Source organism: Glutamicibacter sp. B1 (assembly GCF_039602135.1).
Lineage (GTDB): Bacteria > Actinomycetota > Actinomycetes > Actinomycetales > Micrococcaceae > Glutamicibacter > Glutamicibacter ectropisis.
Genome location: NZ_CP125942.1, coordinates 1,772,117 through 1,793,515, shown reverse-complemented (window position 1 = coordinate 1,793,515; position 21,399 = coordinate 1,772,117). Strand labels below are relative to the sequence as shown.

At 55.3% G+C, this 21,399-nt stretch carries 20 protein-coding genes; 13 read left to right on the top strand and 7 right to left on the bottom strand.

The window, feature by feature from the left end; all coding sequences use genetic code 11:
• Nucleotides 1–54 precede the first annotated feature (54 nt).
• Nucleotides 55–615, bottom strand: a complete 561-nt coding sequence (locus QMQ05_RS08305) for a type II toxin-antitoxin system PemK/MazF family toxin (protein ID WP_345474569.1) — start codon at nucleotides 613–615, stop codon at nucleotides 55–57.
• Nucleotides 616–727: 112 nt separating this feature from the next.
• Between QMQ05_RS08305 and lepA the strand changes: the two genes are divergently transcribed.
• A complete protein-coding gene (gene lepA / locus QMQ05_RS08300) occupies nucleotides 728–2,575 on the top strand; it encodes a translation elongation factor 4 (protein ID WP_345474567.1) in 1,848 nt (615 codons plus the stop codon).
• On the top strand, nucleotides 2,576–3,805 hold the full coding sequence (hemW, locus tag QMQ05_RS08295; RefSeq protein WP_345474565.1) for a radical SAM family heme chaperone HemW: 1,230 nt from the start codon (nucleotides 2,576–2,578) through the stop codon (nucleotides 3,803–3,805).
• 15 nt (nucleotides 3,806–3,820) lie between these two features.
• Here the strand turns inward: hemW and QMQ05_RS08290 are convergent, their stop codons facing one another.
• Together QMQ05_RS08290 and QMQ05_RS08285 are read right to left on the bottom strand one after the other, a co-directional pair.
• Nucleotides 3,821–4,228, bottom strand: coding sequence for a DUF4870 domain-containing protein (locus QMQ05_RS08290; RefSeq protein ID WP_334123495.1), 408 nt, complete (start codon nucleotides 4,226–4,228; stop codon nucleotides 3,821–3,823).
• An 85-nt stretch (nucleotides 4,229–4,313) separates the two neighbouring features.
• On the bottom strand, nucleotides 4,314–5,186 hold the full coding sequence (locus tag QMQ05_RS08285; protein WP_345474561.1) for a DUF3097 domain-containing protein: 873 nt from the start codon (nucleotides 5,184–5,186) through the stop codon (nucleotides 4,314–4,316).
• A 127-nt stretch (nucleotides 5,187–5,313) separates the two neighbouring features.
• Between QMQ05_RS08285 and hrcA the strand changes: the two genes are divergently transcribed.
• From hrcA to QMQ05_RS08270, 3 genes are all read left to right on the top strand, one after another.
• Entirely contained in the window at nucleotides 5,314–6,327 is a 1,014-nt protein-coding gene (gene hrcA / locus QMQ05_RS08280) for a heat-inducible transcriptional repressor HrcA (protein ID WP_345474559.1), read from the top strand.
• 67 nt (nucleotides 6,328–6,394) lie between these two features.
• Nucleotides 6,395–7,519, top strand: a complete 1,125-nt coding sequence (gene dnaJ, locus QMQ05_RS08275; RefSeq protein ID WP_345474557.1) for a molecular chaperone DnaJ — start codon at nucleotides 6,395–6,397, stop codon at nucleotides 7,517–7,519.
• 2 nt (nucleotides 7,520–7,521) lie between these two features.
• Nucleotides 7,522–8,295, top strand: coding sequence for a 16S rRNA (uracil(1498)-N(3))-methyltransferase (locus QMQ05_RS08270; protein WP_345474555.1), 774 nt, complete (start codon nucleotides 7,522–7,524; stop codon nucleotides 8,293–8,295).
• Nucleotides 8,296–8,377: 82 nt separating this feature from the next.
• Here QMQ05_RS08270 and QMQ05_RS08265 read toward each other — a convergent pair whose 3' ends face one another.
• Entirely contained in the window at nucleotides 8,378–9,319 is a 942-nt protein-coding gene (locus QMQ05_RS08265; RefSeq protein WP_345474553.1) for a GerMN domain-containing protein, read from the bottom strand.
• 281 nt (nucleotides 9,320–9,600) lie between these two features.
• Between QMQ05_RS08265 and QMQ05_RS08260 the strand changes: the two genes are divergently transcribed.
• Genes QMQ05_RS08260 through era form a run of 4 tightly spaced genes read left to right on the top strand, consistent with a single transcriptional unit; the run spans nucleotide 9,601 to nucleotide 13,345 of the window.
• The gene (locus QMQ05_RS08260) at nucleotides 9,601–10,629 is read left to right on the top strand and encodes a PhoH family protein (RefSeq protein WP_345474551.1); all 1,029 of its coding nucleotides are present in this window, start codon (nucleotides 9,601–9,603) and stop codon (nucleotides 10,627–10,629) included.
• Nucleotides 10,626–11,099, top strand: coding sequence for an rRNA maturation RNase YbeY (gene ybeY, locus QMQ05_RS08255; RefSeq protein WP_058254335.1), 474 nt, complete (start codon nucleotides 10,626–10,628; stop codon nucleotides 11,097–11,099). The genes QMQ05_RS08260 and ybeY overlap by 4 nt, the downstream gene beginning before the upstream one ends.
• Nucleotides 11,100–11,103: 4 nt before the next feature.
• Nucleotides 11,104–12,399, top strand: coding sequence for a hemolysin family protein (locus QMQ05_RS08250; protein WP_345474547.1), 1,296 nt, complete (start codon nucleotides 11,104–11,106; stop codon nucleotides 12,397–12,399).
• Nucleotides 12,383–13,345, top strand: a complete 963-nt coding sequence (gene era, locus QMQ05_RS08245) for a GTPase Era (protein ID WP_345474545.1) — start codon at nucleotides 12,383–12,385, stop codon at nucleotides 13,343–13,345. Before QMQ05_RS08250 ends, era begins: the two co-directional genes overlap by 17 nt.
• A gap of 49 nt (nucleotides 13,346–13,394) precedes the next feature.
• Here era and QMQ05_RS08240 read toward each other — a convergent pair whose 3' ends face one another.
• Nucleotides 13,395–14,567, bottom strand: coding sequence for an FAD-dependent monooxygenase (locus QMQ05_RS08240; RefSeq protein ID WP_345474543.1), 1,173 nt, complete (start codon nucleotides 14,565–14,567; stop codon nucleotides 13,395–13,397).
• A 298-nt stretch (nucleotides 14,568–14,865) separates the two neighbouring features.
• Between QMQ05_RS08240 and leuA the strand changes: the two genes are divergently transcribed.
• The 3 genes from leuA to QMQ05_RS08225 all read left to right on the top strand — a co-directional run bounded on the left by leuA (nucleotide 14,866) and on the right by QMQ05_RS08225 (nucleotide 18,310).
• Nucleotides 14,866–16,608, top strand: a complete 1,743-nt coding sequence (leuA, locus tag QMQ05_RS08235; RefSeq protein WP_345474541.1) for a 2-isopropylmalate synthase — start codon at nucleotides 14,866–14,868, stop codon at nucleotides 16,606–16,608.
• 149 nt (nucleotides 16,609–16,757) lie between these two features.
• Entirely contained in the window at nucleotides 16,758–17,507 is a 750-nt protein-coding gene (gene recO / locus QMQ05_RS08230) for a DNA repair protein RecO (RefSeq protein WP_345474539.1), read from the top strand.
• Nucleotides 17,504–18,310, top strand: coding sequence for an isoprenyl transferase (locus tag QMQ05_RS08225; RefSeq protein ID WP_345474537.1), 807 nt, complete (start codon nucleotides 17,504–17,506; stop codon nucleotides 18,308–18,310). Before recO ends, QMQ05_RS08225 begins: the two co-directional genes overlap by 4 nt.
• Before the next feature lie 16 nt (nucleotides 18,311–18,326).
• Here the strand turns inward: QMQ05_RS08225 and QMQ05_RS08220 are convergent, their stop codons facing one another.
• Entirely contained in the window at nucleotides 18,327–19,355 is a 1,029-nt protein-coding gene (locus tag QMQ05_RS08220; protein ID WP_345474535.1) for an alpha/beta hydrolase, read from the bottom strand.
• Nucleotides 19,356–19,415: 60 nt separating this feature from the next.
• Here QMQ05_RS08220 and QMQ05_RS08215 point away from each other — a divergent pair, with 60 nt between their 5' ends.
• Nucleotides 19,416–20,480 carry a quinone-dependent dihydroorotate dehydrogenase gene (locus QMQ05_RS08215; protein WP_345474533.1) on the top strand — a complete coding sequence of 355 codons (1,065 nt, stop codon included), beginning with the start codon at nucleotides 19,416–19,418 and terminating at the stop codon, nucleotides 20,478–20,480.
• Between the two features lie 324 nt (nucleotides 20,481–20,804).
• Here the strand turns inward: QMQ05_RS08215 and QMQ05_RS08210 are convergent, their stop codons facing one another.
• On the bottom strand, nucleotides 20,805–21,398 hold the full coding sequence (locus tag QMQ05_RS08210; protein WP_345474531.1) for a DUF3043 domain-containing protein: 594 nt from the start codon (nucleotides 21,396–21,398) through the stop codon (nucleotides 20,805–20,807).
• Nucleotide 21,399 lies beyond the last annotated feature (1 nt).

Genomic DNA, 21,399 nt, shown 5'->3' with positions numbered 1-21,399 from the left:
CTGCGCAACACACAGGTATTAACTTTATCAGACCTGAAGCCCAACAACGAGCACTTATGCTCGTTCGTTTAGGGCGTTCACCACACTTGAGAAGCGATTCTTATCCAAGATCGCCCCTTCGCGACGAACCGAGGCATCGTTGAGGCGAATAATGCGGTCGAGCTTTACTTCGCTCGGACGACGCTCACGATCCCAACTTCCGGTGCCGATGTCCATGTAACTCGGGTTATGGTGGCTCTCATTATTCTTGTCTTTGCTCGTAAGCATCAGACCCAGCAGCCATCCACCTTCGCGACCTACGATCAGCACGGGGCGGTCTTTACCTTGAGAGTAGTCCTCCTCATAAGGCACCCATCCCCAGACAATTTCACCGGGATCGGCGTTGCCATCCAGAGATGGCGAGTACTCAAAGTTGATAGTCCCACGGAAATCACCGGGGTAATTGTTCGCCGCTCCAGCATCGCCATGGCTTGAGCGCTGAGCCGAGGCACTGCGGGGGCTATGTGGAGCGGAAGTACCTGCGTTTTTGTTTCCTGTTGTACGTGAGCGCGTGGAACTGAACTGCTTAACCACGCGCATCACCAGACTGAATATCTTCTCTGGATTCACTGCCATGAACCACAAACTACCAGTTGCAGATCGTCGATATACGTGATGACTCGGAAATCATGACAGAATAGAACCTAATCCAACTACGTCTTTTAGTCAGCTAGTGAGGTCTGTTTAGGTGTCTCCATTGGCCCGCACCGCTCAGGTGCCTGCCGCGACCGATCCGTCGCTCATCCGTAATTTCTGCATCATTGCCCATATTGACCACGGCAAGTCGACGTTGGCTGACCGCATGTTGCAGTTGACTGGCGTCGTCTCGGCCCGCGATATGAAGGCGCAATATCTTGATCGCATGGATATTGAGCGTGAGCGCGGCATCACCATCAAGTCCCAGGCGGTTCGTATGCCTTGGGAGGGTGAAGATGGAACCTCCTACGCGCTGAATATGATCGATACGCCTGGACACGTTGACTTCACCTACGAAGTTTCGCGTTCATTGGCAGCCTGTGAAGGTGCAATCCTTCTGGTTGACGCTGCCCAAGGTATTGAGGCGCAGACTCTTGCGAACCTCTACCTTGCCATCGAGGGCGATCTGACCATCATCCCGGTATTGAACAAGATCGATCTACCCAATGCTCAGCCAGAAAAGTACGCCGCAGAACTTGCCAACCTCATCGGCTGTGAGCCAGAGGACGTACTCAAGGTTTCCGGTAAGACTGGTGAAGGCGTCGAAGCATTGCTCGATGAGGTCATCAAGCAACTTCCACCACCTGTCGGCGATGCGAAGGCTCCGGCGCGTGCCATGATCTTCGACTCGGTGTACGACACCTATCGTGGTGTGGTCACCTACGTGCGTGTGGTCGACGGCAAACTCTCGCCGCGCGAGAAGATCCAGATGATGTCCACGGGAACCACCCACGAACTCTTGGAAATCGGTGTTTCCTCACCGAATCCAGAACCAACTAAGGGGTTGGGAGTCGGCGAAGTTGGCTACCTGATTACCGGTGTGAAGGACGTTCGCCAGTCCAAGGTCGGCGATACGGTCACGAACTCCTTGAAGCCTGCCAGTGAATCACTCGGTGGCTACGAAGAGGCTAAGCCGATGGTGTTCTCGGGTCTTTATCCCATGGACGGTACCGATTACCCGGTACTGCGCGACGCGCTGGATAAGTTGCAGCTTAACGATGCTGCACTAACCTACGAACCAGAAACTTCAGTCGCGTTGGGCTTCGGCTTCCGTGTCGGCTTCCTTGGATTGCTCCACCTGGAAATCACGCGCCAGCGCCTGGAAAGCGAATTCAATCTGGACTTGATTTCCACGGCACCGAACGTGGTGTACGAGGTTGTCGGTGAAGACAAGCAGACGATCACCGTGACCAACCCATCGGAGTTCCCAGACGGGAAGATCCTCGAGGTTCACGAACCGATGGTCGCCGCGACCATCCTTGCCCCGAGCGAATTCATCGGTGCCGTGATGGAACTGTGCCAGAGTCGTCGTGGCACCATGCGCGGAATGGATTACCTCTCCGAGGACCGCGTTGAAATGCGTTACCACTTGCCACTGGCCGAGATCGTCTTCGACTTCTTCGACCAGCTCAAGTCCAAGACTCGTGGCTACGCCTCACTGGACTGGAAGGCTGACGGTGAGCAGGTCGCCGATCTGGTGAAGGTCGACATCTTGTTGCAGGGTGATCAGGTGGACGCGTTCAGCGCCATTACCCACCGTGACAAAGCCTACTCGTACGGAACAATGATGACATCCAAGCTGCGTGAGCTGATTCCTCGCCAGCAGTTCGAGGTTCCGATTCAGGCGGCCATTGGTTCGCGAATCATTGCTCGAGAGAATATTCGCGCGATCCGTAAGGACGTTCTTGCTAAGTGCTACGGCGGCGACATCAGCCGTAAGCGCAAACTGCTCGAGAAGCAGAAGGAAGGCAAGAAGCGCATGAAGATGGTTGGCCGCGTGGAGGTTCCACAGGAAGCCTTCATCGCTGCGCTGTCCACCGACGAACCGAAAAAGAAGTAAATGCCTTCAGTTCTCCCTGACGGCGATCCGGCTCCAGCCGATGGTCTGCTCCCAGCCTCATGTGCGCATGATGCTGAGGGGCGGACCATGTCCTTTTATGTACATATCCCGTTCTGCACAGTGCGTTGCGGCTACTGCGATTTCAACACGTATACCGCGACCGAACTCGGGTCAGGATCAAGCCAAGCCACCTACGCTGCCACGGTCAGCAAGGAAATCAGTTTTGCGCGCGAAGTAATGGACCGTTCGGGCCAACCACCTCGCGAAATCGAAACCGTATTCTTCGGGGGAGGCACACCAACTCTGTTGCCTGCCAGCGATTTGGTCTTGGTACTTGATCAGATTCGCAAGGACTTCGGGCTGAAACCTGGTGCGGAAATTACGACCGAGGCCAACCCGGATTCGGTGACTCGACAGAGCCTGCAAGAACTTGCTGACGGCGGATTCACGCGGGTCTCATTCGGCATGCAATCAGCGGTGCCTCACGTACTGAAGGTCCTCGAACGTACCCACGATCCGAAGCGAGTTCCACAGGTAGTGTCCTGGGCTCGTGAAGCCGGCCTCGACGTGAGCGTTGACTTGATCTACGGGACTCCGGGGGAGTCCTTAGAAGATTGGCGCACCAGCATTGAAGCCGCACTGAGCTACGAGCCCGACCATATTTCTGCCTATGCGCTGATCATCGAAGATGGGACCAAGCTTGCCGCGCAGATTCGACGTGACGAGGTACCGAATATCGATGATGACGATCATGCTGAGAAGTACCAGATGGCTGACGAGCTATTCGCTGCAGCTGGGTTCTCTTGGTATGAGGTCAGCAACTGGGCCAAGACTCCTGCCAATGCCTGCCAACACAATATTGCTTATTGGAAGGGTGGCGACTGGTGGGGTGCTGGCCCTGGTGCCCACTCGCACGTTGGAGGTCTTCGTTGGTGGAATGTGAAGCATCCGGCGGCCTATCAGCAGCGTATTGATGCCGGGATTTCTCCTGGCCATGGTCGAGAGTACCCAGACGCTCAAGCTGTTCAGCTAGAGCGGACGATGCTTTTGACGCGTTTGAGTTCCGGCATGGAAATTAGTGAGCTCGATGCCACCGGGCGCACCAAGGTTGCTGGGCTGATCGCAGATGAACTCATTGACGCCAAGGCAGCTTTCGCAGGCACGTTGGTGTTAACGCAACGAGGCCGGCTATTAGCCGACCTCGTTGTACGAGAATTACTCGATTTTTAGACCTGAAGCGTACTACTACTTCATCAGGCGAAGATTGAACTTATAACGGTAAGGGCGGCCCTTGTTGGCCTGAATGGCAGCAAGGGCGCCCGATACCGTCATGAAGACCCACAAGGCCACTGCGAGCACTGAGAAAAGCCAACCGATGTTGGGCAGGATCGTGCAGACGTTTAATGCGATCGCCAGGATGGTCAGTGGGAAGGTGAAGTTAAACGCTTCCTTGGACTCCTGAGCAGTGAACGCTCCACGATCGCGATAAACAGCAAAAATAATAGCTGCCGGAATGCAACCAAGAATGGCACCAAAGTGAGCCATGGTCGACCATTGCCGATCCTCAGATGGAGTCAGTGGCAACGCAGCGGTTCGCGATCCTTCGAAGCGCGAATTCTCCGACGACTGCGTCTGGCGTGTAGTCACTATCATTCCTTGTCTTGCTGTGGCTGAAATCTATCTCCATCATAGCCGTGGTTGGTTCATGCAACGGTGAGATTACCGCGCTAAAGTCCAACTATTGGTCAATTGTTAGGAAACCGTAATCTTCGGTTGTCAGAAAATCGATCAATTCTTCTATTCTTCCCAACAGTTGTGGTTCCAGCTGCCCATAATGGGAGACGGTAGAGAGAATTCGCTGCCATCCGATGCCGATGTCTTCGGCCGTTTCGTGCGGCCAACCGAAGGCACGTAGTACGCCGGTTTTCCAGTCAGTGCCCTTGGGAATGACCGGCCAAGCCTTGATGCCAAGAGCTGAGGGTTTAATCGCTTGCCAGACGTCAATATACGGATGGCCAAGAATCAGAACATTCTGAGCCGCTCCGGGAACCTTCATCGCTTCGGCGACGATGCGTGCTTCTTTGGTGCCTGCCACGAGGTGATCGACCAATATGCCTAGGCGACGTTCTGCCGAGGGCGCAAAATCACGAATAGCACCAGCTAGGTCATCAACACCGTGTAGTGGTTCCACAACGATGCCTTCAACTCGAAGGTCATGGCCCCATACTTTTTCTACGAGTTCGGCATCATGTTTGCCTTCCACCCAGATCCTGCTGGCCCGTGCCTCTCGCGCTTTTAAACCAGTAACGGCGCGGGAGCCTGATGCGGACACCATGGTTTTGGGTTGTGCGGTTTTAACCACCGGGTCAACCATTTCCACTGGCTCACCTTCAAGGAAAAACCCGAAACCAGCTTGGAAGGAGCGAGTCTTGCCGTGGCGGTCTTCCAGGACGATAATCCGCATTCCGCCAGACTTTTCTGTACGTATGACTTCACCAACCCATCCCGAGGTGGCATCCTCTAAAACCATGCCACGTTCGATGGGGACCTGGCGGAGTTTTTTCGGTGCTGGGGCGCTGAGATCTTGAGGTCCCCAGGAGTAATTAGTCACGTACGGCCTTTCGCTGTGATCGAATACGCTCGAAAACCAATGCTAGCAACCGTTGAACGTACTAGACTTGGCACTTGACAGGTTAGAGTGCCAAACACTTCGACAGGGAATCCAAGGAGGTGGCGTTGTGAGTGAACTTCGGCGTTTGGATGTATTGCGCGCCATTGTAGAGGACTACGTGCAGTCGCGTGAGCCGGTGGGCTCCAAAGCCTTATTGGATCGGCACAACCTTGGAGTCAGCGCGGCCACGATCAGAAATGATATGGCACTGCTCGAAGAAGAAGGGCTCATCGCTGCACCACACACCTCATCGGGACGTGTTCCGACCGAGAAGGGTTATCGGCGTTTTGTTGACGAGATTGGCGAGCTAAAGCCACTGTCGAGGGCTGAACGCGACGCCATTAACAAGATTTTGGACAACTCCACGGACTTGGACGAGATGCTCAAGAGCACCGTCCGACTGCTGGCTAGGTTGACCAATCAAGTGGCGATGATTCAGGTACCGCACTACGACACCGCGTCGTTGAAGAATCTTGAACTCGTCAGCTTGGGTAGCACTCAAGTGCTGATGGTCATGATTGCCTCAAACGGTACCGTTGATCAACGCATGATGGTGGTTCCACGCCTGTACTCAGACACTGAGTTAGCTGATTTGAAGTTATGGTTGCTCAATAGTTTTGAGGGCGTACAGCTTGCTGATCTACGTGGCAAACTCACCCGAGTCGGGTTGAGCCCGCAACAGCAATCCGAGCCATTGGTCGATAGCGTGTTGCAGGCCCTGGAGGAAATGGCCCAGGCCGCAAATACGCAGCGCATCATCATGGCCGGAACCGCCAATTTGGCGAGGGTGGAAGGGGACTTCCCGCTGAGTATTACTCCTGTGCTTGAAGCCCTCGAGGAGCAGGTAGTGCTACTCAAACTCTTTTCTGAGCTGGAGGCTGACTCGCGCGGTGTGGCTGTGGCGATTGGAACCGAGAACCATTACGGTCAGCTCGCGGAGGCTGCGGTGGTAGCCACCACCTACGGTTCCGACGTGCGCAATAAGCTCGGAGTGCTCGGGCCGACGCGAATGAACTATCCCACCTCGATGGCCTCGGTGCGGGCAGTGGCTCGATACCTATCCAAGATTTTGGCCAACTAGTAACGCTGGCGCTAAGCCAAGCATTTTTTGAATTTTTTGCATTTTAGGAAAGGACACGGCGAACAACGTGAGCTCGCATTACGAGACCCTGGGCGTTGCCAAGGACGCGACCCCTCAGGAAATCAAGAGTGCCTACCGAAAGTTGGCACGTAAGCTTCACCCGGATGTGAATCCGAGTGAAGAGGCTGCAGAACAGTTCAAGCTGGTGACCCGCGCTTACGAGGTTCTTTCCGACCAGACCAAGCGCTCGAACTACGATGCCACCGGCGATGAAAATGGCAATGGTCACCCAGGATTCAGTGGCGGCGGCCAGGGCTTCGGCGGATTCGGAGACATCTTCGAGCAGTTCTTCGGTGGTGGCCAGGCCCAGGGACCAGCATCACGTACCCAGCCTGGTCGTGACGCGCTGATCACCATCACCATTGATTTGGAAGATGCCGTGAAGGGCACCGTTTACCCACTCGAGATGGAAACGGCAGTTACCTGTAAGACCTGTAACGGCTCGTGCACCCGTGAGGGCACCAGCCCGGTAACCTGCGAAATCTGCCATGGTGCAGGTCAGGTGCAGCGTCCAGTTCGTTCATTCCTCGGCCAGATGATGACCGTGGAAACCTGTGCTGCCTGCCGTGGTTTTGGTACCACCATTCCCGAACCATGCTTGGAGTGCAACGGTGAGGGTCGCGTACGAGAGCACGTCTCCAAGTCCCTGAACGTACCTGCAGGTGTCGATTCCGGAACCCGCATCCAGCTTCGTGGCCAGGGTGAAGCAGGCCCGGGCGGTGGCCCTAACGGCAATCTCTTCGTTGAAGTGGACGTTCGTCGTCACAAGGTCTTCGAACGTGCACAGACTGACCTGCACGCCAAGATGAGCCTGCCGATGACCGCAGCAGCCCTTGGTTGTGAACTCAAGCTTGAAACCTTCGATGGTGAGCAAGCCATCAACGTGGAATCCGGCGCGCAAGATGGCGACACCGTCACTTTGTCAGGCCTAGGCGTACCACGCCTTCGCGGTGGCAAACGCGGTGACATCATCGTGCACCTGCAGGTGGAGACCCCAACCAAGCTTGATGCTGCACAGCGCGATCTGCTCGAGCAGTTGGCCAAGTTACGCGGTGAGGAAATGACCGCTGGACGCGTTGAACACTCTGGTGGCATGTTCTCACGACTGCGTGACAAGCTGAACCAGCGCTAAACATGAGCAATCACAGCTTCGTTATCGACCCTGATATGGCACAGAACGCCATGCCGGGGGACAGCTTGGAGCTTTCCGGCTCAGAGGCTCACCACGCCGTGACGGTAAAACGCGTCACGGCCGGTGAGCATCTGGATCTGCTCGACGGCCGAGGCCTTCGCCTGACGGTGGAGGTTTTGAGCACCGGTAAGGACATGCTGAACGCTCGGGTCCTTGAACGGGACCAAGAATCGGTCAGCGAACATCCGGTGACACTCGTGCAAGCTTTGTCTAAGGGCGACCGTGATCTGCAGGCCGTTGAGTCTTCGGTAGAGCTCGGCGTGCTCGCCGTGCGGCCGTGGCAAGCGGATCGTTCCATCGTGCGTTGGAACGCCGCCAAGGCGGATAAGGCACTGGCAAAATGGCGGGCTCAAGTCCGTGCTGCGCAGAAACAGTCCCGTCGCGCCTTTGAACCAGAGGTTCTAGCTCTTGCGGGCTCCAAGGAATTGGCCAAGATCATCGCGGATGAGATTACGGCTGGGGCACTGGTCTTAGTTTTGCATGAGCAGGCTACCGAGTCCGTGGCAGAACACGTATCCTCGTGGCTACCGCAAGCTCAACCTGGTCAGAAGGTCATGATGATTGTCGGGCCTGAGGGTGGCATTTCCGATGCCGAGCTACAAGCATTCACTGATGCTGGTGCCCACGCTGCGCTCTTGGGTCAGCATGTATTGCGTGCTTCTACTGCTGGACCGGCAGCGCTGGTGTTGATTCGTCACCTACTCGGCGAAATCTGATTAATACAAGTATTCGCGGGTACCTCATCAGGTACCCGCGAATTCTTGATTCTCATCTATTGCAGCAACATTTTCAGGGTAACTATTTGACGGTGAAGTCTGAGCTTACTTCGCCCACCTTGGCGTCCGATTCAGTCTCGACACCCCAGAAGGTGAGCTTATAGGAGCCAGGGGTGAGACTCTCGGTGATGCTGAAGGCACCGTCTTCTTGAATTTTCCCTGCGATAACTTGCTTCTGCGCGGTGATCACAGTGAGATTTCCATCGGCATCTTTTTTCTGCAAGGAATAGAAGGTACCAATATCAAACTGCGTGGTTCGGCCCTTGATCTGAACCTTGCCCGCGCTCAATACCGTTCCGTACTGCGGGTCAATAATCCAGATCGGGGCCATAAACTTGGCGTTACGTTCATAAACGTCTTTAAGTCGATAGCCATCAAAAACCGTGGCGTTCGGTTTACCGTCGACCAAAATCTTGACCGTTGGGGCAGTGGTACCCACAAGCAGACCCGTACCAGAAGCGGCTGCCGTCGCGGTGAAAACTAATTGCTGGATCGATCGCTCCGAAAGACCCTCATCTAGGTGTGCGCTAAATACCTTGGCAGGAAGATCCAGAGTGATCACGTTAGTGCCACTGATTGAAACGCCAATGTCCTCGGCTGGTTTGAGATGGGTATACCGGTGTGGTGTGGCCGGATCGCTGGAAAGCAAAGTCCAGATTGCGTCCCCGATGGGTTCGCGGTGGCGTGTATCTTCGAGATACTCGCGGTAGAGGAAGACCCCAGTGTCGGTGTTTTCCAACCAGTAGATAGGTAGCTTAGTGGCAGCACCCACTTGTTCACCGGCATCGGTGGCGCTGGGTAGGTTCAGCGACTCCGTGCTGGCGGTTTTGGGCATTTCAAAGGAGCTCTCGCGATTCGCCAGACCGCAACCTGCGGCGACGACGAGAGCAGCAGCTATTCCAACAATGCCAACTCGGCGTGGAATTTTCTGCAAGAACCTTGATTGCACTACTGACCGATCCATGAATCTTTTTGAGGGGATTGGGCTCATAAATATTTTCGAGCCGCTGTCATAGCTTGCCACACGCGTCGACGAAATCTGACCAAAATTGGCCTTACTTACTAATCCGTAACCAAATCTATATGTTTGCGACCTGCTCTGAATAGATTCATTTAGGACTACTTTCAGGTTTCTTGCTTACGCTGTGGCCTGAATTTCCTGCCATGCAGCCGATCACTGGATAGAATGGAAACAAGGACAAAGTACGACCGCCATCAAGCTCACAAAGGGGCACCAAGCACTGCATGCAGGTTGAACAGAACAAGACTCCAGCAGACTCAGATTCTGCGTCACTGACCATAAATTTTGAAACCGCAGAACTCATGGTTGCTACCTTGGGCCCGAATGATGAGCTATTGCGCATCCTCTCCGGTGCTTACCCTCAGGTGAACTTCCGTCCTAATGGCCAAGCCCTAGTGCTGGCAGGTATTCCTGCACAGGTCCGCAAAGCACAGCGTGTTACCGAAGAAGCACGATCGCTGGCCATGCGCGGTTCTCGGATGAGCGCCGAAACGATCGAGCAGATCATCAAGATGCTCAGTGCCGGCAATTCAGATGCCCCCACCGACGTTTTAGGTTTAAAAATCCTGTCAGGTCGTGGCCGGTCCATTCGACCCAAAACGATCAATCAGAAAAGCTACGTCGATGCCATCGAAGATTCGACGATTACTTTCGGCATTGGTCCGGCAGGTACCGGTAAGACTTTCTTGGCGATGGCCATGGCCGTTGCTGCCTTACAAGACAAACAGGTCAATCGCATCATCTTGACCCGTCCGGCTGTTGAGGCGGGGGAGAAGTTGGGATTCCTCCCCGGCTCATTGACGGAAAAGATCGACCCATACCTTCGTCCGCTTTACGATGCGCTACACGACATGGTCAACCCAGAAACCATTCCGCAGCTGCTAGAAGCAGGAACAATTGAGGTCGCGCCACTGGCCTATATGCGTGGTCGCACCCTCAACGATGCCTTCGTCATTCTCGACGAAGCCCAAAACACCACCAGCGAACAAATGAAGATGTTCCTGACCCGTCTGGGCTTTGGATCAAAGATGGTTGTCACCGGCGACATCACCCAGGTGGACTTGCCGGGTAATGCCACCTCGGGACTTCGGATGGCCAGCGATGTACTTGAAGGCATCGAAGACATTTCAGTTTGTCGCCTAGATTCTTCTGACGTTGTCCGCCATCGTTTGATCGCTGACATCGTTTCTGCCTATGACCGTTGGGACGATACCCGACGCAAAGAACACAACCGGGGACGGCGTAGCAAATGAGCATTGAAGTAAATAACGAAACCGAATTCGAGGTCGATCTGCAAGACGTCTCGGCTCTAGCAGATTCGGTGTTGAAGGCCATGTACCTGCACCCGGAAACCGAGGTGTCGGTCGTATTTATCGATGAAGACGCCATGAGTGCTCTGCACGTGGAATGGATGGACCTTGAAGGTCCCACCGACGTTATGAGTTTCCCCATGGACGAGTTGCGCCCGGGCACGAGCAGTGCACCAGGCGACAACGGCATCCTCGGCGATATCGTCATCTGCCCCACGGTAGCGCAAGCTCAGGCACAGGCTGGTGGGCACAGCACGCACGACGAAATCCTGTTGCTCACAACCCACGGTCTATTGCACCTGATGGGGTTCGACCATATGGAACCAGACGAAAAAGAAGAGATGTTTACCTTGCAGCGTCGACTCTTAGAGTCCTACACCGGGCGCCCGGCACCGAAGGAAACGGTGGAATAGCCCCGTGGAAATACTTTTGCTGATTCTTGCCCTGGTCTTCATGGCTTTCTCTGCCGTGCTGACCGCCGCAGACTCAGCCTTCTACGCACTATCCCGTCATGCTGCAGAGCGATTGCGCGCCGAATCTAACGCAAAATCGCTCTCTGCAATTCTCGACGATACCGAAACCCACGCGCAGGCCATTAAGTTCTGGCGCATCTGGTTTGAAACCGCTTCAGCGGTCGCCGTCGCTTTGTTGGTAGCCCAATGGCTGGAGAACATCTGGCTCATCGGACTGATTTCCACCATCGCCATGGCTGGTCTCGGATTTGTCCTTGTCAGCGTTTCCCCTCGCCGCTTCGGCCGCTCCAACGCAGAAAGCGTCGTGCAGAACACTGCTCCGATGGTCCGGTTGCTACGTGTGATCCTGGGGCCGGTCACCAACTGGCTGGCTTCGATCGCCAAGGCGTTGAGCCCAGGCGGTGTCGACGAAGTCGGGTACTTAGGCAAAGAACGCTTACGTGATCTGGTCGACCGTGCCTCCGAAGGTGAAGACCTCGACGAAGAATCAGCCGAGCTAATTTCGTCGGTGATCGACCTTGAAGAAACCAACGTTCGGTCGGTCATGGTGCCCCGCACCGACATGGTGGTGCTGACCGCTGACCAAAGCCTTCATACGGCCATGGACCTATTTATCGCCTCGGGTTTTTCCCGCATTCCCTTGATTGGGGAAGACACCGACGATATTCAGGGAATCATTTACCTCAAGGACCTCATCCGTGAGATCCACGGGCTCCAGCAGGCGGCCACCCTTTCAGATTTGGCCCGCAAGGTTCGCTTTGTGCCGGAATCTAAGTCAGCCGCCGAGCTGCTCCAAGAATTACAGCAAGAATCGATCCACCTTGCCATTGTCATTGATGAATATGGTGGAACCGCCGGACTGGTCACGCTCGAAGATCTGATCGAAGAAATCGTCGGAGAGATTGACGACGAGTATGATCGATCAAGGACCGAACTGATCGAGAACCCAGATGGATCACTGTTTGCGGTAGCTTCCGCATCGATCGATGACATCGCCGATCATTTTGACATGCACATCGAAGAGGAAGACGTCGACACCGTTGGCGGGCTACTCTCCAAGGCCCTGGAATCAGTGCCGGTGCTGGGGTCCACTGCCGATATTAACGGTCTAAGACTGACCGTTGTTGCCCTAGCAGGACGACGAAACCGGATCGGCAAAATCCATGTAGAGCGCCTGGTAACAGACGCATCCGACCATATTAAGAACGACGAGGATTCCTCACATGAGCGAAAACCATAACCTACTAGCCGCCAGTGGATGGCCAGAGGATTTCCGTTCGGGCTTCACCTCCTTTGTAGGCCGCCCGAACGCCGGCAAGTCAACGTTGACCAACGCCCTGGTAGGCCAAAAGGTGGCTATCACCTCAGCTAAGCCACAGACCACCCGCCACACCATCCGCGGTATCGTGCACCGCGAAGATGCACAGCTGATTCTGGTCGACACCCCAGGTTTGCATCGACCACGTACGCTGCTTGGTCAGCGACTGAACGACCTGGTGGCAGAAACCCTCTCCGAAGTGGACGCCATCGGCTTCTGCATTCCGGCCAATGAAAAAATTGGTCCCGGTGATCGTTTCATCGCCACTCAGCTGGCTCAACTTCAGCGCAAGCCGATCGTCGCGCTAGTCACCAAGGCTGATCTGGTGGACCGTGAACAACTAGCCCAGCAGCTCATTGCCGTGGCTGAAATGGGAACCCAGAATTTTGGGGAGAACGGTTTCGCTGCGATCGTCCCGGTCTCAGCTGTCAAAGAATTCCAGGTCCAAGAAGTCGCGAACGTGCTCGTTGAGCAGCTACCTAAGGGTCCACCACTGTACCCGGACGGTGAACTCACCGACGAGCCAGAAGCCAAAATGGTGGCCGAACTGATCCGTGAAGCAGCCCTCGAAGGCGTTCGTGACGAATTGCCGCACTCGCTGGCCGTCGTGGTCGAGGAAATGAACCCTCGCGAAGGTCGCAGCGAGGATAACCCGCTGATCGATATTCACGTCTCGCTCTTTGTTGAGCGCTCCAGCCAGAAGGCTATTGTCATTGGTCGTGGTGGTTCTCGTTTGCGTGAGGTTGGTTCCAATGCTCGTAAGGGCATCGAAAAGCTCCTGGGCACTAAGGTGTACTTAGATTTGCATGTTAAGGTCGCCAAAGATTGGCAGCGTGACCCCAAGCAGCTAGGACGCCTCGGCTTCTAGTAACCTGCCCAAAATGTCATGGCCGGAATCCCTCGTCGGGTTCCGGCCATCACTTTGCTAGCCGCTTCACGATCTGGCCAGCCACGAGGCGATCAACCCCGGGCAGTTTAGTAGAGCGCAAGATCAGCCGACGCCATAGCAGACCCAATCGGTGACGGGGTAAAAAGCTGTTGGCTGCCCGTCGGCCCGAAGCCTGCGCGGTGGAAATTTTCGGCCTCATAACCCGCTCATACTCTGCCAAAGCGGCTGGAATCTGCTCTTTGCTGGACACTTCGCCCAATGCGTTGCCTAGGGCGGCAGCCGCGCACACCGCCATCGCACCGCCCTGCCCAGCCAGCAAGGACACCGCTGCTGCCGCGTCACCGATCAGCACCACCGAGCGGTGGTGCCAGCAAGGCATCACCACCTGAGCGACAACATCGTCATAGGGATTAGCCGGAGATAACTCCAGCAGCCGATCCACTCTTTGGTTGGTGCCGGCGAAGATACGGCGCAAGCGGTCTGCACTCTCACCCAGTTTAGCCGTGGGGTCCTGGCGATAGACCAAGAATGAGGCAACCTGCCCGTCACGTAACCCGTAGATCCCCGCGGTGCGATCCACCGTGTCGCTGAGTACAAATCTGTTCTTCAATTGCTGGTTGAGTTCTGGTTCCTGCACGATGAAGGCCGCCGCACGCATCCCCAGTGGGCGCAGGAAGTCCTGCTCGGGGCCGAAGAATGCGGTCCGCAGCGCCGAATGGATTCCATCGGCCCCGATTAACAGGTCCGCGGTTTCTACTTCCTGCCCGTCCCCAGCCCAGAGCCGTACCTTCGCCCCGTCCAGCTGCATTCGCTGGATGTGCACGCCGTAGCGTAGCTCCACCTGTCCTTCGGGCACCTCCTGAAGGGCTTTGCGTGCAGCGTGTTCCATATCGGGGCGAAGCAGGGAAAGCACCTTACCTCCAGCCAGATCCGCAAACGTCCGATAGTCCAAGCTGGCGGTAACCCGTCCTGACGGGTCCACGTATTCAGCCGCTTCCACCTGGTAAGCGACTTGACTGAGATAGGGGTACAGGCCGATCTGCTCGGAGGCTTCAACTCCGGGCCCGAAAAAGTCCATCATGTAGCCATCGGGGCGTGGGCTTGCAGAGCGTTCCAATACTAGGACCTGCCAACCGGAAAGCCCTAGTTGTCGCGCTGCAACCAGCCCGGCGATTCCCGCTCCGACAATGATCGCTTTCATTCGTGGACCTCCTCAAGCCAGCACCGTGGATTTCTCATTCTTCGCCGGTCGAGTCAGAGTGTCTAGGGTCAAAGGCGCGGCGGATTGTCCACAATGTGACATGAACGCGACATAAGTTTGAGCAACCGTGAAGTCTCGGTGTTATGCTCATTTCGTGCATTTCGAGCTTCTACTTCTACTGTGCCGCTGCGAGGATCCAAAGGACCGTTAGTGGTCTACAGGCCGACCCCTCGTCGCGGAGTAGCTCTTGTCTGGCCCCACAAACTAAGCACTATTTTTGTCTAGGGGACACACCGAAATGCAGAACATGCAAAAACCATCGAACATGCCAATCCACAAGTATGTTCCATTCCAGGACCAGATCGAAGTCAACCTGCCTGATCGCACCTGGCCCGACAAATACATCACCAAGGCTCCACGCTGGTGTGCAGTCGACCTGCGCGACGGAAACCAAGCACTGATCGATCCGATGAGTCCTGAGCGTAAGCACAAGATGTTCGACCTGCTGGTACAGATGGGCTACAAGGAGATCGAGGTCGGTTTCCCTTCGGCCTCACAGACCGACTTTGACTTTGTCCGTCAGCTGATCGAACAAGACCGCATCCCTGAAGATGTCACCATTCAGGTGCTCACCCAGTCACGCGAACACCTGATCGAGCGCACCTACGAAGCGCTGGAAGGTGCCAAGCAGGCCATCGTTCACCTGTACAACTCCACCTCGATCCTGCAGCGTGAAGTGGTCTTCCGTCAGGACCAGGACGGCATCGTCGACATTGCAGTCACCGGCGCCCGCCTGTGCAAGAAGTACGAAGAACAGCTGTCCGGCACCAAGATCACCTATGAATACTCGCCGGAGTCCTACACCGGCACCGAGCTGGAATTCGCCAAGCGTATTTCCGAGGCCGTGGCCGAAGTTTTGGAAGCCACCCCAGAGAACAAGATGATCTTGAACCTGCCGGCCACCGTAGAAATGGCGACCCCTAACGTGTACGCCGACTCCATCGAGTGGATGCACCGCAACCTGGCCAACCGTGACTCGATCATCCTCTCCCTGCACCCGCACAATGACCGCGGAACCGGCGTGGCCGCCGCTGAGCTGGGCTACCTGGCCGGTGCAGACCGTATCGAAGGCTGCCTGTTCGGCAACGGTGAGCGCACCGGTAACGTTGATTTGATCACCCTGGGCATGAACCTGTTCGGCCAGGGTGTGGATCCAGAAATCGACTTCTCCGATATGGATCACATCCGTCGCACCGTCGAATACTGCAACCAACTGCCAGTTCCAGAGCGTAGCCCTTACGGTGGCGATCTGGTCTTCACCGCCTTCTCCGGCTCCCACCAGGACGCCATTAAGAAGGGCTTGGAATCCATGGAGGCTAAGGCCGCTGCGGAGTCCAAGGACATCAACGACTTGGTGTGGGCGGTTCCGTACCTGCCGATCGATCCGAAGGACATCGGCCGCTCTTACGAAGCCGTGATCCGCGTGAACTCGCAGTCCGGCAAGGGCGGCGTGGCTTACCTGCTGAAGAACGATTACAACTTGGATCTGCCACGTCGTGCGCAGATCGAGTTCTCGGGCGTCATCCAGCGCAAGACCGATACCGAGGGCGGCGAAATCTCCTCGGAGCGCATCTGGAACGTCTTCCAGGACGAGTACCTGCCTGTGGCTAAGGACTCGGGGCTGGACTCGTGGGGTTACTACGAGATTGCTTCCGCGACAGCTACCTCTGCAGAAGACGGCAGCTTCCAGCTGGATACCAAGCTGATCATCGATGGTGTTGCCCATGAGCGTAGCGCCCAGGGCAACGGTCCACTCTCGGCCCTGGTCAAGATGCTCAACGATGACGGCGTCGACCTGCGCGTCTTGGACTACACCGAGCACGCTATGAGCGAGGGTGGCAACGCAAGTGCCGCAGCCTTCGTTGAATGCGCAGTGGGCGATCGGATCCTGTGGGGCATCGGCATGGACACCAACACCAACATTGCAGCGCTGAAGGCAGTGGTCTCGGCGGTCAACCGCGCGATTCGCGACGCCGCCTAAAACCAGCGGATCAGCGTCTCTAACCAATGCACGCTATGACTATGGCCACCGCCTAAGTCATAGCGTGCATTGCGCTTTCAGCTACAAATTCGGCACGCAGGCACTGCTCAATTGCGTACTTTGTTCGCGGTAGTGGGAGAATATTCTCCGTGTCCAGATCAGGTTTTGCGTCCAAGAGCTACCACAGTCGTGGAATAGTTCTGCGTACTCATAAGCTGGGTGAAGCTGACCGAATCATCACCTTACTCACGCCCAAGGGCATTGTTCGTGCTGTAGCAAAGGGCGTACGTCGTACTTCCTCACGGCTCGGCGCAACCTTGGAACCCTTTATGGAAGTTGATGCCCTATTGGTGATGGGACGCAACCTAGATATCGTCTCTCAGGCGCAACTTCGTAATTCCTATGGTCACCTGCTGGTCGCGGATTATCCGAGTTACACCGTGGCCAATGCCATGGCCGAGATTGCCGAAAAGTTGCTGGAGGCGGAGGGTGACTCCACCCTTCAGCAATTCCGCCTATTCCATGGGGCCATCGCGTTGCTCTCGAAACAGCGCGTCGATTCCGGGGCCGTATTGGACTCCTACATCTTAAGAGCGCTGTCGGTGGCTGGCTGGGCCCCATCATTTACTGACTGTGTTAAATGTGGCAAGCCCGGACCACATCAGGCGGTACACGTTCAGCTTGGAGGAGTGGTTTGCAACGACTGCCGTCCTTCGGGTTCATTGTCACCTCATCCGATCACCATTGAATATCTTGAAGCCTTGCTCCAAGGAAATTGGGCCGTTGTGGCCCAAGCCGGTCCACGCGCTCGAAAACAGGCTGCCAACATCGTGGCAAACTACTTGCAATGGCACTTGGAGCGTGCAGTGAATTCCCTACGTCTCGTGGAGAGAAATTGAAAAAACTTCCAAAGATCACCGGCCGTCGTGGTCCAGTAGCACCCTTCGCTCATCCAGCGAATCCTCAAATGCCAAGCATTCCTCGGGAATTGATTCCTGAGCACGTGGCTATCGTTATGGATGGCAATGGACGTTGGGCAAACCAGCGGGGCCTGCCACGAACCGAAGGCCACCGGGCGGGGGAAGCGGCTTTGCTTGATGTCATGGCTGGAGCAGTAGAAATGGGCATCAAGTACGTTTCCGTGTATGCCTTCTCCACCGAAAACTGGAAGCGCAGCCCAGACGAGGTGCGTTTCTTGATGGGTTTTTCTCGGGACGTATTGCGTCGTCAACGCGACACCCTGAACTCGTGGGGCGTACGAATTCGGTGGTCTGGACGCGAACCTAAGCTATGGAAGTCAGTGATCAACGAATTACGAGCCGCTGAAGAGCTGACTGAAGCCAATCAAGGGTGCCAGCTGACCATGTGCGTTAATTACGGTGGTCGAGCTGAAATTGGTGATGCTGTGAATGCTATCGCCAAGGATGTGGCCGCTGGAAAGTTGCGTGCCAGTTCAGTGGGGGAGAAAACCATCGCTAAATATTTGCACGCTCCAGAATTGCCAGACGTGGATCTGTTCTTGCGTACCAGCGGTGAACAGCGGACAAGTAACTTCTTGCTCTGGCAATCGGCTTATGCAGAGATGGTCTTCCTTGATCAGCTGTGGCCGGATGTGGACCGTCGAACCCTGTTTACCGCTGTTGAAGAATATGCCAAGCGCGACCGTCGCTATGGAGGAGCAGTAGACAAGCCGCAAGCCTAAAGAGCAGTCTCTAGTTCTATGTGAGAATACGCAGCCACAACGCCAGGTCACGATAGGCATAGGCGCGTGCAGGTTCTGCCGAGGTAAACACATCGTGCATCGCCCCGGCTACCTCACACAGAGTGACGAAGCTTCCTAGTTTTGCCGCACGCAATCGTGTTTGCTGAACATCAAGCACCGAATCACAGTGTTGCATGTCGGCGCTATAGCTCGTTCCAATGTGAGTCCTGTCGGAAGTCATCACGAGGATCGGTAGCCCAAGGTTCAAACCTTTAGCCACCTGCGCATGACCTTCAAATATGGTTTTCAGCCATCCGGCCGTATTGGGAAAAGCGAGGCGAGGCCGCCACAGACGATGTACGTCCCATTCGCCGTGGGCCTGTGTACTGAGGGACTGCCAGTAGTGGTCAAATTCTGGCCCCATCAGTTTTCGCCGAGGATTCGTCCTTGTGATCGCGTCCATCAGCCCGTAAATGGGTATCCGCAAGAAGGCAGTGCCTTGGAACTCCAGCCATGGCGAATTCAGTATCAAGGCTTTGATTTCGGGGTTCTTGCGCGCAATCCATAGGCTCAAGATCAGTCCGCCCGTAGAGTGGCCCTGCACGATGACCGGCAAGCTCGGATGTTCGGATCTCATCAGCGACAAAGCCGCTTCAAGATCTTCATCAAATGTCGCTAAGTCATCAACGTAACCGGGTAATTGATGTTCCACGCGTAGGCTTCTGCCGTGCCGGCGTAGGTCGACCGCATAAAAATGATAGCCCTGGGCGTGCCAAAACTCCGCTAGTTCAGGGTTATAAAAGTAGTCGCTCCACCCGTGAACGCTGAGTACTACGCCTTTAGCCTTTCGCCCCAATTTATTGCGAAATCCCGGTGGCCGATAACGAACGAGAGTTGCAACTGCTGGCCCTTCACTATCCGTGCCAAAGTCTAAACTTTGTTGTTGAAAATGCGGTCCGAGAGGATCTTGCGACCATTCGCCCGCCCGAGTCGTTGCCTGATAATCGGGCCATTGATCGGTTTCCGGGGTGAACTGCTCCTTCATATCTTGAATACTACCGATCTCAAGTTGTCTGTTTGGACCCCTTCACGGGAAAATGGTTCTATGCGCATATACCCTTTGGTCTTCAAGCACGTGTTCGCCAAGATGGATCCTGAGCAGGCTCATCACTTTGCATTTAATGCCATAAAGATTGCGCAACGTGCCGGGCTCACTAAACTGACCCGCAAGTTTTTTGCACCATCTGCAAAACTGAAACGAACCGTAATGGGAATCGACTTCCCCTCACCCTTTGGTCTGGCCGCAGGTTTCGACAAGGGCGCAACGGGAATCGTTGGTCTGAGCGATATCGGATTCGGTCACGTTGAAATTGGTACCGTCACCGGACAGGCACAGCCTGGTAATCCGCAACCCCGCCTCTTCCGTCTGATTGAGGATCGGGCGGTCATCAATCGCATGGGTTTCAACAACGAAGGTGCAGAACGAGTTGCGGCGCGCGTTGCGAATGCCCGCCAGGAACTAAAGGGCGATTACTCTGCGACCCGACCGGTCATTGGCGTAAACATTGGCAAGACCAAGGTGGTTGAACTGGAGGACGCAGTAGGGGATTACCTCGCGTCAACGCGTCAGCTCGCCATTCATGCGGACTACTTGGTAGTCAATGTATCAAGCCCCAACACCCCCGGACTACGTTTGCTGCAAAGCGTTGAGTCCTTGCGCCCCTTGCTCTCCGAAGTAGGGGAACTTGCAGACAAGGTGTCCGGTCGACACATTCCTCTCTTGGTGAAGATTGCACCGGATCTCAGTGATGAAGACGTCGCCGATGTCGCACAGCTTGCCATTGAGCTAGAGCTTGATGGGATCATCGCGACCAACACCACCATTACTCGTGATGGACTCAAGAGCGAGATGACCAAGGTTGAAGAAATTGGTGCAGGCGGCTTATCCGGTGCGCCTCTGAAGGCCAGGTCGCTCGCAGTCCTTCGTCAGCTTCGTTCCTTGGTTCCATCGGATATGGCACTCATTGCGGTGGGCGGCGTTGAAACCGCTCAGGACGTGAAGGACCGATTGGATGCTGGCGCAGATCTAGTTCAGGGTTACACAGCGTTCCTCTATGAAGGACCATTCTGGGCCCGTTCTATTAATAGGGGATTGGAGCGCATGCTCTAAGCCGAATAGGCTTTCACTGACGCGTACCTAAAAAGCCGGGTCTACAGAACGTCAACGTTCTGTAGACCCGGCTTTGCGTTAAAGACGGCGACCTCTTTGCAGAATCGATGCAGGTCTCGCCTTGTAAATAGAAGTACAAAGGGCAGTTCGCTATGCCCACGTCGGAAACCAAAAATCTCCACAAGGGGAGTGCCACTCCTAATACGTATTAGTTAAATACTTGTAAAAGAAGCTACAAATTTTAAGCATTGTCTAATCCGTAGTCGCGACAATAGAAAAGGGACAAGCTCAGGTGAGCTTGTCCCTTTCGCTAACTGAGACTATTTAGTCAATATTTGCCCCGCGGGCAACTTGTGGCTTTGGCAGGCGAAGCTTACGGAACTGCATGCCACGCATCGCTGCATACATGCGAACACCGCGCTCCATGTGGCCAAATTTATTCACCAAACGACGCTTGAGCACGATCGAGGTAACGATCGCTTCAATAATGATCAGTGCGATAACAACCCAAAGTGCGAGCTGAACAAAGACCTGAACCTGTAGATTCTTCTGGAAGACGAGGGACACCACCAGGAAGGCCAGGATGATGAACATCATGAACTCGCCAAACATCCAGCGCGCATCAATGAAGTTACGCGTGTAGCGCTTCTGCTCACCTTTATCGCGTGGCATGAGGTAGCGCTCGTCGCCAGTTTCGTTCGCGATACGCAAGCGATTCTGCGCTTCAATGCGCTGCTGACGCTCGCCTTCCTTGGCTGCCTTACGATCAGTCGGAACCAATGGTCGCTGTCGGTTTGCCTGCTGCGCACTGCGCTTGGGCGTCGGCCCCGTTTTGCGGCCGTCGGTCGAATCCGAAGCCGTCTCTACGGGCTGTACATTTACGGGGGATTGAGGTTCATCCTTCTTACGTCCAAACACC